This window comes from uncultured Parasphingopyxis sp., assembly GCF_937129435.1.
In the GTDB taxonomy this organism is placed as follows: domain Bacteria; phylum Pseudomonadota; class Alphaproteobacteria; order Sphingomonadales; family Sphingomonadaceae; genus Parasphingopyxis.
Genome location: NZ_CAKZNF010000059.1, coordinates 1 through 10,705, shown reverse-complemented (window position 1 = coordinate 10,705; position 10,705 = coordinate 1). Strand labels below are relative to the sequence as shown.

Genomic DNA, 10,705 nt, shown 5'->3' with positions numbered 1-10,705 from the left:
GGTCGATCCGCGATGGCGGGGTATCTGAGCGATCGGTCATGTCTATTTGAGCACAGGCCGGAGCGCCGCCTAGAGACTCAGCGCGGCGCGGCTGACGGTGATCTCGGTTTCGCCGAGGAGCTCGGAGGTGGTCAGCTTGCCGCTCAGGACATCGAGCAACTCCCCGTAAAGACGGTCGGCGGCTTTGTCGTAGCCGAGGCCTTCCTCGATTACGTCGCACAGATTCACGTCGATGTTTTCGGGCATGAGAGAGGCGGTCCGAGGATTTCCCGTTACTTTGATGGTTGGGGAAATCGGGTGGCCGATTGGATTCCCGATCCCGGTGCTGAAGATGATGGCTTGTGCTCCGCTCGCGGCGAGCGAGGTGATGTTCTCCACCCCGCCGCAGGGTGCATCCGCGAAAATCGTTCCTTTTTTTGTGGGTCTCTCTCCGACGCCGATCACCTCGGCGATGGGGCCGTTCCCGGCCTTTTTGATGGCGCCCAGGCTTTTTTCCTCGATGGAGGAAAGACCGCCCGCCATGTTGTCCGCCGTCGGGTTGCTCCCAATGAGGTCCACGCCGAGATCGGTGGCGTATTCGACCGCCCGCCGCGCCGCATCGCGCGCCAGCCGCATCGTCGCGCTCGACTGCGCCTGTCGCCGCAATGATCGCTGGGCTTCGGCGCGGTTGGCCTCGTCGAGCACCTCTTCGGCATCGGTCAGCGCCATCAGGATGCCGCCTTCGCCATATTCGCGCACCTGATCGATATCGATTTCGGGGTTCGAGATGGTGATGTCGGGCAGCGTCACGGTCAGCGTGTTCGACGCTTCGTCCCAGGACACATCGTCATCGGTCAGCTGGCCGAGATCGATCTCGTAGCGCACCGTTCCCGGCATGATGAGCGTCTTGCGCGCCGACAGCCCGTAGCGCCGCTGGGTCGAGGTCACCACGGCGACAAAGCGGGCGGAGAAGGGCACGAGGACATTCTGCTCGCGCAGGCCTTCGAGGCTCGCCGAAGCGATGGTTTCGGGATCGGGACCGCCACCGAAGATCGCGCGGCCGATGCTACCGACACCGACGACCATGACGGCGAGCAGGGCGAGAAAGCCGATCAGGCAACCGCCGGCCCACCATTTGGCCGCGCTCTGCCGGATCGTGATGACCTGCGGACCCTGTCCGAAATTGCCGCCATGGCCGCCCTGCTGTTCGAAGGAGGGCGTCTCGTCGGGATCGATATCGATGCGTGGCGGGTCGTCGCTCATGCCGCGATGCGTTCCCAGCGTTCGCCGTCGCGGCTGACGATGCCGCGGCGTTCGAGGTCGATCAGGTGCGAGAGCACGGAGCGGCCGGCCGCGCCGTGAAGGCGGGGATCGATCCCCTTGTACATCTTCGCCACCATATCCGGAATGACGCGAACCTCCTCGTCGATCGCGCGCAGGATCTGTCCCTCGCGCTGCTTGCGATGGCCGATCAAGCCGCGTGTATAACGCTTGGGCCGGTCGACGGGTTCGCCATGGGCCGGATAATAGGCGTCGAAATCGCGCTCGAGCAGCTTTTCGAGGCTCGCCATATAGGCGGCCATGTCGCCATCGGGCGGGGCGACGACGGTGGTCGACCAGCCCATGATATGATCGCCGGTGAAGAGCGCGCCCGCCTCGGGCAGCGCGTAGCAGAGGTGGTTCGATGTGTGGCCGGGCGTCGCGACGGTCTCGAGCGTCCATCCGTCGCCGTTCAGCGTTTCGCCGTCTTTGAGCACACGGTCGGGCGTGTAGCTCTCATCGAAGGCGCTGTCGGCGCGCGGGCCGCTGTCTTCGAGAACCAGTGCGGCGCAGCCGGCGATTTCCGCGCCGGTCGCGTCCTTCAGCGGCGCGGCCGCCGGGCTGTGGTCGCGATGGGTGTGGGTGCAGACGATATAGCGGATCGTCTCCCCCTCGGTCGCGCCGAGGATCGCGTCGAGATGAGTCTGCTCGGCGGGGCCGGGATCGATCACCGCGACCTCGCCTGTGCCGACGATATAGGTCTGGGTGCCGGTATAGGTGAAGGGCGAGGGGTTTGGCGCGAGAACGCGACGGATCAGCGGATGCAGTTCGATCGACTGGCCGGTCGGCGGCGGGGGCGTTTCTTCGGTCATCGGCCCCTATGTGGCAATTCGGCGCCGTGCGGGGAAGGGGGGATGGGAATTCCTCCCCGGCACGGGGAGGGGGACCGGCGAAGCCGGTGGAGGGGGCGTGGCACAAGCGCCGCGCTTGAAGGATAGCCCCCTCCGTCAGCCTTTCAGGCTGCCACCTCCCCGTACCGGGGAGGAATTGGGTCCTACCGCGACATCCGGGCGATGGCGCGATCAAGCTCCGTCAACGCCTCGGCCCGTTCTTCGGCGGTCAGGTCGGGATCGCCCGCGATGGCCGTGCGGGCCTCGCGCATGCCCATCAGCGCGCCGTTCATGGCCAGATCGGCAATCGCTTCGCGGCAGATCTGGATGTTGACCGTTTCGTGGCCATTGGCGCCGCGGCGGCTGCGGTCGACGACCGGCTCGCCGCTGCCGTCGCAACCATCGCCGATCTGGATGTCGGGGATCATCGCGCGGATTTCCGCGTCATCCGGCACCATCGCGCGGAGTTCCTCGCGGCTCGGAATCATCGCCATCAGTTCTTCGCGCGAGGGGATTTCGGCGAGGCTGCGGCGCAGCTCTTGGCGATCGAAATCGGTCATCCGGCCATTGCCGTCGCGCGACACGCGCACCGTATGGCGCTCGCCGTCATCGCCTTCGACGACATATTCATATTCCCCCGCTTCGTCGCCAGTCTGATAGGCGATTGCCGTCGGCGCGAGCGGCGCATCCGGGGCGTCCGGTGCAGCGGGCGCTTGGGGCGCCTGTGGCGGCGTCGGTGCCTGCACAACGGCGTAGCTTACCGTCGCCGTCAGCGGCAGCGCGATCGCGATGGCGCCGCCGATCCCCAGCATGCCGGTCCACCGGCGTTTTCCTGAACCTTGGTCTTCTTTCATCATCCTGAGCCTTTTCTTGAGTTGGTCGCGATTGTTGAGCGCGCTCGCGAACAGCAGCGCGCGCCCCGAAGCCGCCTTTGCGACGGTCTTCCCGTAAATATGCTTCTCTTCCTCGCTCCGCGCCGCGAGCACGCGCGCATCGCAGGCCGCTTCCTGGTCGAAGCGGAAGGCGCGCCAGGCGAGCCACGCCACCGGGTTGAACCAGTGCAGGCTGAGCATCGCGAAGGCGAGGATATTGACCGCCAGATCGCCCGATCGATGGTGCGAAAGTTCGTGCGCCAGCGCCAGATCGCGCTCGCGCTCGCTATAATGGCGGAAGAAGTCGCTCGGCACGGCGATGTAGCGCTGGATCAGCCCCATCGCGATCGGCCCCTGCGCCAGCGGCGCCTCGATCAGCCGGATACCGCCGACATCGCCGACGTCCCTGGCATCGGTGAGCAGGTCCTCGCGCTCCTGAATATAGGCGGCGGTGCGCCAGATCAGGAACAGCACGGCGCCGCCGATCCACAATGTCATCGCCATCATGAACCAGTCGGGGCCGCTCTCGACCGGGATCGGGGCGGGCGTGGCGGCCATCGCCGACACCGGCATGGTTTCGACCGGCATCGGTGCGGGCGCCGCAATCTCGATCGTTTCGGTCAGCGTCGGCATGAACAGCCGTGCCGCCGGGATGAGCCAGAGCGCATAGGCGACACGCGCGCCGAACAGCTTCGCCACCGGCGTTCGAAGCAAGAGCACCAGCGCCATCAGCAGTGTGGTCGCCCAAAGCGTATCGATCATCCAGTCGGTCACGATTTCAGCTCCCTGATCAGCTTCTCGATCTCCGCGACATCCTCGTCGCTCAGGCTGTCCGCCTCGGCGAGATGCGCCACCAGCGGCGTCACCTTGCCCCCGAACAGCCGGTCGACGAGGCGCCGCGATTCGCCCGCCGCATAGTCTCCGCGCGCGATGATGGGAGCATAGAGGAAACGCCGCCCGTCCTTTTCGTGCGACACCGCACCTTTTTCGACGAGCCGCGAGAGCAAGGTCTTCACCGTCTGCGGGCTCCAGCCGCGTTCATCGGCCACGCGATCGGTGACCGCGCTGGCGGTGAGCGGCGATTCGGCCCACAGCGCTTCCATGACGGAAAGTTCGGCTTCGGTGATCGGTTTGGTCATTGCGGCATCCTTCGACCACGGGTGTAGTCGTATCGATTACAGATGTAAACAATGAAAATCGCCGCTCCTGTCGGAATTCTTGACAGCTTCCTCCCACGGAAAATTTCATTAACCATGCAAGGTATTGATTTCGTGTAATAAAGCAAAAACTGGCATGCCCAGTGCATCTGTTCAGGCGTTCCATACCCCCCGCGTGGGACGGGTCGGCCGCTATTCTGGTCTCGCGCCGACCCGTCCCCGCAGCCCTAAAAAAATCACCGCAGCAATCGCGACCGGCACGTAGAACATGACGAGCCGCCAGATCGCCATCACCGGCGCCAATATGTCCGGCGCGACGAACGGTGCGAACAGCAGCAGGAACGCGGCTTCGGTACCGCCGATGCCGCCCGGAGTCGGGACCAGCGTCGAAAAGGTGAAGGTCAGCCAGTTGAGCGCCCAGTAGAGCAGGGGCAGCATCACGCCGCCTGCGAACCCGATGACCAGCGTCGCGACCGAGTAGCGCGCGCCCCACTGGACGACGCCAAGCGCCATGCTTGCCAGCACGACCGACTTGCCGTGGCGCAGGATGCCGCCCCAGTCGCTGCGTACCTTGGCGAGATGGTTCCGGGTCGCCGTGACGGCCCGCTGCGTCCAGCCGCCGATCCGTTTGCCGAACAGCCCGCGCCGGGCGAACAGGATCAGGAGCGTCACGAACAATATCAGGAAGACCATTACCAGCATGGCGTTCTGCGTCGACACGATGGCCTCGTTCGACCAGATCGTTCGCCGGATCGTCGAGGGAAGTTCGAATCCGAAGGCGACGAACAGCGCGATGGCGAGGATGCCGAGCATGACGATTGAGTCCTCTGCGATCTGCGTCGTGATCAGCGTGCTCGCCTTTTCCTTCGGCACGCCTTCGCCGACGAGAAACCCCCATTTGATCACCGTTCCGCCGGTGGCCGTCGGCGTGATCGAATTGGCGATGACCGTGCCGAGAGTGATCCGGACATTGGACCGCAGCGGCATCGGCACGCCGAGAAAGCGGCACCAGATGACGAGGCGCAGGACGTTGGTGAACCACGGCACGACCGACAGTCCCGCCGCGACGAGTAGCAGCCAGGGGCGCTGGGCGATCGAAGCGACCGGCGCGCCGTCCATCGACCAGAGGAAGATGCCGATATTGACGAGCGCGGCGAGCGGCAGCAGCCAGAGCGCGAGCCGGATGGCACGGCGGCTCAAGCCCTTGTTCTCACCCGCCATTCGATCCGCCTTCGCGTCCATCGCGATGACCTAGCCCATCGCGCCCGGCCCCGAAAGGATATTGCGCGAGGCGGCGGCGGGGTCAGCGATTATGCAGGATGTCCGCCGTTTCCCTGTCGGCCGGATAAAAAGCCTCGAGCGCAAGTTCGGACAGGGTGATGTCGTGTGCCGTTCCGAACACCGTGATCGTCGAGATGAAGGACAGCCGCCCGACGACGGTATCGAGCACGAGCGGCACCCAGATCTGTTCGGGATCGGCGGAATGCGTCTCATCGTCCGGCCCGTGCGGATAGTCGGCGATTTCCTCGCGCAGCGCGATCAGCCCGGCATCGGCGCTCGCGGCAATCTCCCGGTCGAGCTGGTCGAGGATATGGGCGTGCCACTGGCCGAGATTGACGATCTGCGGCGCCAGCCCCTCGGGGTGCAGCGCCAGCTTCAGGGCGTTCATCGGCGGGGCGAGCAACGCGCTGCCGATCTGTTCGGTAAAGAAGGCAATCGAATCGTTGGCGGCGACGATATTCCAGTGCCGGTCCACCGCCAGCGCGGGATAGGGCTCATGACCTTTCAGGATGTGCTGGATCGCCGCCAGCGCGCGTTCCATCGCCGGATCGTCGAGCGGCCGCTCGCCATGGTGCGGCGCGAAACCGGCGGCGCGCAGCAACCCATTCTTGGCGCGAAAGGGCAGGTCCAGCCGCTCGGCGAGCCGGTCGATCGTCATCGTGCTCGGCGTCGACTTGCCGGTCTCGATAAAGCTCAGATGGCGCGGCGAAATCTCGGCATCGAGCGCCAGGTCCATCTGGCTCAGGCGGCGGCGCTGGCGCCATTCGCGGATCTGTTCGCCGACGGGCAGGGTGGCCATGATGCATCTCTCCATTGACCGTTTGTCCCGAGCTCGCCGAAGGACTGCCTTCTTCTGCAACGCGAAAAGAAGAAGGGCAGGGCTTCGACAGGCTCAGCCCAAACGGTTTTAGGGGGATCGCGATGCAAATCCATTACCTCCGAGGTAATCGACGCCGGTCGGCCTTCGAGGGATGATGGCGTCCTCTTCAAACGATGGAGGACGCCATGACCGTCAAATTCCTGAAACTGTTCCTGCTGCTCGATGCCGCATCGACCGCGTTGCTCGCTGCGGCTTTCCTGCTGGCGGGCTCGCAGCTCGCCGCGCTGTTCGGCCTGCCCGAGGCCTATCTGTTCTGGGGCGGGTGGATCTGCGCGGCGGTTGCGGCCATCCTCGCCTATGCGGGGACGCGAGCCGTTCCGCCGACCTTTGCGGTCTGGGAAGTCGCCGCGATCAACATCGGCTGGGTCGTCGCCAGCATCGCGGTGTTCGAAATCGAGCTTGCGGATCTGACGGCGCTCGGAATTACCGCTATTCTGGGACTTGCAGCAGTCGTGTTCGGCGCAGCCCTAATCCAGATGGCCGGTGCGCGGATGCTGGGTCGGCGGGCCGTGACGGCTTGAGGGCCGTTTCTCCCCTCCCGCTTGCGGGAGGGGCCGGGGGTGGGCGCGAACGCCGAAGGCGAGAGCATTTGGAGCGGACAGACCCACCCCTAACCCCTCCTGCAAGCGGGAGGGGGACTGCGGCGCCTAGCCCTCGGCCCGCGCGACGCCCTTGTCTTCGAGCAGCTGCTTGAGCTCACCGGCCTCGTACATTTCCATCATGATGTCCGATCCGCCGACGAATTCGCCTTTGACGTAGAGCTGCGGGATGGTCGGCCAGTCGGAATATTCCTTGATGCCCTGGCGAACCTCCTGATCCTGCAACACGTCGACGCTTTCGAATGCGACGCCGCAATGTTCGAGGATCGCGACCGCCCGGCTCGAAAAGCCGCATTGCGGGAAGAGCGGCGAGCCCTTCATGAAAAGGACGACATCGTTGCCCTTCACCGTCTCGTCGATCCGTGTCTGTGCGTCTGCCATAGCTTAAAAACTCCTATTCGGGTGCGGCCGTCGTCAGTTGCAGGGCATGGAGCGTGCCGCCCATCTTGCCCTTCAGCGCCGCATAGACGGCCTGATGCTGCTTCACGCGTGGCATGCCGCGGAATTTTTCCGAGACGACCTTGGCGGCATAGTGATCGCCGTCGCCGGCAAGATCGGTGATCTCGACCTCGGCATCGGGCATCTCGGCCCGGATCATCGCCTCGATTTCTTCCGCCGCCATCGGCATCCGGCTACTCCGTCGCCTCGATGAACTGCCGCCGCGCCTCGACCGTCTTCTCGTCGAGCATTTCGCGAATCTTCGCTTCATCGACATCGATATCGGCGGCGGTCAGGTCGCCAAGGACCTTGCGGATGACGTCCTCGTCGCCCGCCTCTTCGAAATCGGCCTGGACTACCGCCTTGGCATAGGCGTCGGTCTCCTCCGCCGTCAGCCCCATCAGCCCCGCCGCCCATTCGCCGAGCAACCGGTTGCGCCGCGCGGTGACGCGAAACTGCATTTCCTGGTCATGGGCGAATTTGTTTTCGAAGGATTTTTCCCGGTCCTTGAAGTTCGACATGCAATGGTCCCTTGCGGCTGAAAAGCGTGTGCCCTTCGAAATAGGGGCGCGGGGAGGGCGGTGCAACGGGTAAACCCTCTCCCGTCGGGAGAGGGATATCGAGTTCTTGGCGAGGAACGAGCCTAGAACGAGTTGGGTGAGGGGATCGCACCTGCCGATAGCGCGCCGCCCCTCATCCAACTCCGCCTAACTCGCTGCGCTCGTAAGTCTTCGTATCCTTCTCCCCTTGGGAGAAGGTTCACGGCTCTACACACGCGCTTCAAATCGGCTACATGCGGGACATGCTGACCGGCCTGTCCATTCGCGATGTCGTTTTGATCGAGGCGCTCGACCTGCAATTCGACGCGGGGCTGGGCGCGCTGACCGGGGAGACCGGGGCGGGCAAGTCGATCCTGCTCGATGCGCTGGGCCTCGCGCTCGGCATGCGCGCCGATAGCGGACTGGTGCGGCAGGGCGCCGAACGCGCCGTCGTTTCCGCGACCTTCGATCTGCCGCCGAGCCATGCCGTCGCGCGCCTCCTCGACGAAAGCGGGCTCGATGCCGAACCGGGCGAACCGCTCATCGTGCGGCGGATCGTCAAGGCCGATGGCGGCAGCCGGGCGAGCGTCAACGACCAGCCCGTGTCGGCGACGCTGCTGCGCGAGATCGGCGGGATGCTCGTCGAAATCCACGGCCAGCACGACGATCGCGGGCTGCTGAATCCAAAGGGCCATCGCGCGTTGCTCGACACGTTCGGCACCATCGACACGCTCGTGAAGGGAGAGCCGGGCAACAACCCGATGACGCTCGTCTACAAGGTCTATGTCGATGGCTTCCGCGGCAACGATTTGGGCGGATCGTCTGCACAATCCGTCATACTGATGGTGTTGGTACTTCTTCTCACCGTGTTCCAGTTCCGGCTGATCGATCGCCGGATTCACTACACTTAAGGTGTCAAAATGGCTGTTATGACGGACACAGACACGGCGGTTGCGCGACCCGGACGACCGATCCGGTGGTCGGCCGTGATCGACCATGCGGTTCTGATCGCGGGTTCGCTTCTGATGATCATGCCGGTGTTTGCGGTCTTCCTGTCCACCAGCGTGAGCGATGTCGATATCTACCGCGACGGGCTTCACCTCTCGCTCGGGCCGCACATGGCCGAGAATTTCGACAAGGCGCTGTTCACCCAAGGCGGCTTTACCGGCGAAATCACCGGCGCAAAAATGCTCATGAACTCCTTCATCCTGGGCATCGGCTTCGCGATTGGCAAAATCATCATCGGCATGATGGCTGCCTACGCCATCGTCTATTTCCGACTGCGGTTTGCGACTTTTGCCTTCTGGATGATTTTCACCACGCTGCTGCTGCCTCTGGAGGTGCGCATCCTGCCGACCTACGAGGTGGTCGCCTCGCTGGGCATGCTCAACTCCTACGCGGGCCTGTCGATCCCGCTGATCGCCTCGGCCACCGCCACCTTCCTCTTCCGGCAATTCTTCATGACCGTCCCCGACGAGCTGACCGAGGCCGCCCGCGTCGACGGTGCCGGCCCGATGAAATTCTTCCGCGACATCCTGATCCCGCTCAGCCGCACCAACCTCGCCGCCCTGTCGGTGATCCTCTTCATCTACGGCTGGAACCAGTATCTCTGGCCGCTCCTCGTGACCACGGATGAAAGCTATTACACCGTCGTCATGGGCATCCAGCGCATGGCCAACGCGGGCGAGGAACAACCGCTCTGGAACCTGATCATGGCCACCGCCATCCTCGCCATGCTGCCGCCCGTCATGGTCATCATCGGCATGCAGCGCCTCTTCGTCCGCGGCCTCGTCGAAACCGAGAAGTAAGAACAATGTCAGACATCGCCATCGAACACGTCCGCAAGGTCTATCCCGGTGGGGTCGAGGTGATCCCCGACCTCTCCCTCTCCATCGCGGCGGGCGAGCTTTGCGTGCTGGTCGGCCCCTCGGGCTGCGGCAAGTCCACCCTCCTGCGCATGGTCGCCGGCCTCGAAACCGTCACCGGCGGCGAGATCCGCATCGGCGGCCGCCGCGTGAACGAGCTCGAACCGGTCGAGCGCGACATCTCCATGGTCTTCCAGAACTACGCGCTCTACCCGCACATGACCGTCTACGACAACATGGCCTACGGCCTGCGCAACAGGGGAGAGCCGAAAGACCGGATCGACGCGGCGGTCCGCGACGCGGCGAAAACCCTCGGCCTGTCGGACTTCCTCGACCGCAAGCCCCGCCAGCTGTCCGGCGGCCAGCGCCAGCGCGTCGCCATGGGCCGCGCCATCGTCCGCGACCCCACCGCCTTTCTCTTCGACGAACCACTCTCGAACCTCGACGCCAAGCTGCGGGTGAAGACGCGCGTGGAAATCCGGGCCCTGCAACAGCGCCTCGGCACCACCTCGATCTACGTCACCCATGACCAGCTCGAGGCGATGACGCTCGCCGACAAGCTGGTCATCATGAACGCAGGCCGGATCGAACAGGCCGGTCCGCCGCTCGAAATCTACGAAAACCCCGCCACCACCTTCGTCGCGGGCTTCATCGGTTCGCCGCCGATGAACGTCCTGCCCGGCACCGCCACCGGCGAGGGCGTCACGCTCGAGACCGGCCACGTCCTCTCGCCCGAGCGCCCCGCCATCGGGCCGGTGTCCGTAGGCATCCGCCCTGAGCACCTTGTGCCTACACCCAGCGGCCCCCTGCCGCTGAAGGTGCAGGTCGTCGAACGCCACGGCGCCACGGCCAACGTGCATGGCGTCGCGAAGGGCACCGGAACCGAACTTGTTGCCAGCGCTACCGGTCCCGACAGTCCCAAACCGGGCGAGACCCTGCGGCTCG

At 64.8% G+C, this 10,705-nt stretch carries 12 protein-coding genes and 1 pseudogene; 4 read left to right on the top strand and 9 right to left on the bottom strand.

The window, feature by feature from the left end; all coding sequences use genetic code 11:
- Positions 1-69 precede the first annotated feature (69 nt).
- From Q0139_RS10425 to Q0139_RS10400, 6 genes are all read right to left on the bottom strand, one after another.
- Complete coding sequence (locus tag Q0139_RS10425; protein WP_298021251.1) at positions 70-1,242, bottom strand: DUF4230 domain-containing protein; 1,173 nt, start codon at positions 1,240-1,242, stop codon at positions 70-72.
- Positions 1,239-2,111, bottom strand: a complete 873-nt coding sequence (locus tag Q0139_RS10420; protein ID WP_298021248.1) for an MBL fold metallo-hydrolase — start codon at positions 2,109-2,111, stop codon at positions 1,239-1,241. The genes Q0139_RS10425 and Q0139_RS10420 overlap by 4 nt, the downstream gene beginning before the upstream one ends.
- Positions 2,112-2,293: 182 nt before the next feature.
- Complete coding sequence (locus Q0139_RS10415) at positions 2,294-3,775, bottom strand: M56 family metallopeptidase (RefSeq protein ID WP_298021245.1); 1,482 nt, start codon at positions 3,773-3,775, stop codon at positions 2,294-2,296.
- On the bottom strand, positions 3,772-4,140 hold the full coding sequence (locus Q0139_RS10410; protein WP_298021242.1) for a BlaI/MecI/CopY family transcriptional regulator: 369 nt from the start codon (positions 4,138-4,140) through the stop codon (positions 3,772-3,774). The genes Q0139_RS10415 and Q0139_RS10410 overlap by 4 nt, the downstream gene beginning before the upstream one ends.
- 210 nt (positions 4,141-4,350) lie before the next feature.
- Positions 4,351-5,379: a lysylphosphatidylglycerol synthase transmembrane domain-containing protein gene (locus tag Q0139_RS10405; protein WP_298021239.1), complete on the bottom strand. Its 1,029-nt coding sequence runs from the start codon at positions 5,377-5,379 to the stop codon at positions 4,351-4,353.
- 82 nt (positions 5,380-5,461) lie between these two features.
- Positions 5,462-6,238, bottom strand: a complete 777-nt coding sequence (locus Q0139_RS10400) for a helix-turn-helix transcriptional regulator (protein ID WP_298021237.1) — start codon at positions 6,236-6,238, stop codon at positions 5,462-5,464.
- A 206-nt stretch (positions 6,239-6,444) separates the two neighbouring features.
- On the opposite strand from Q0139_RS10400, the gene Q0139_RS10395 reads away from it, so the two are divergent.
- Positions 6,445-6,840, top strand: coding sequence for a hypothetical protein (locus tag Q0139_RS10395; protein WP_298021234.1), 396 nt, complete (start codon positions 6,445-6,447; stop codon positions 6,838-6,840).
- Between the two features lie 126 nt (positions 6,841-6,966).
- Here Q0139_RS10395 and grxD read toward each other — a convergent pair whose 3' ends face one another.
- From grxD to Q0139_RS10380, 3 genes are read right to left on the bottom strand one after another with little or no spacing between them, the layout of a single operon-like run.
- Positions 6,967-7,299, bottom strand: a complete 333-nt coding sequence (gene grxD, locus Q0139_RS10390; RefSeq protein ID WP_298021232.1) for a Grx4 family monothiol glutaredoxin — start codon at positions 7,297-7,299, stop codon at positions 6,967-6,969.
- A 13-nt stretch (positions 7,300-7,312) separates the two neighbouring features.
- Positions 7,313-7,546: a BolA family protein gene (locus tag Q0139_RS10385; protein ID WP_298021229.1), complete on the bottom strand. Its 234-nt coding sequence runs from the start codon at positions 7,544-7,546 to the stop codon at positions 7,313-7,315.
- A gap of 4 nt (positions 7,547-7,550) precedes the next feature.
- On the bottom strand, positions 7,551-7,877 hold the full coding sequence (locus tag Q0139_RS10380) for a DUF1476 domain-containing protein (protein WP_298021226.1): 327 nt from the start codon (positions 7,875-7,877) through the stop codon (positions 7,551-7,553).
- Positions 7,878-8,158: 281 nt separating this feature from the next.
- On the opposite strand from Q0139_RS10380, the pseudogene Q0139_RS10375 reads away from it, so the two are divergent.
- The 3 genes and pseudogenes from Q0139_RS10375 to Q0139_RS10365 all read left to right on the top strand — a co-directional run.
- Positions 8,159-8,626 (top strand): annotated as a pseudogene (locus Q0139_RS10375) (AAA family ATPase); the annotation flags it as partial.
- Positions 8,627-8,824: 198 nt separating this feature from the next.
- Complete coding sequence (ugpE, locus tag Q0139_RS10370) at positions 8,825-9,703, top strand: sn-glycerol-3-phosphate ABC transporter permease UgpE (protein WP_298021223.1); 879 nt, start codon at positions 8,825-8,827, stop codon at positions 9,701-9,703.
- 5 nt (positions 9,704-9,708) lie between these two features.
- Positions 9,709-10,705: ABC transporter ATP-binding protein (locus tag Q0139_RS10365; protein ID WP_298021220.1), on the top strand; the 997-nt coding region annotated here is incomplete at its 3' end.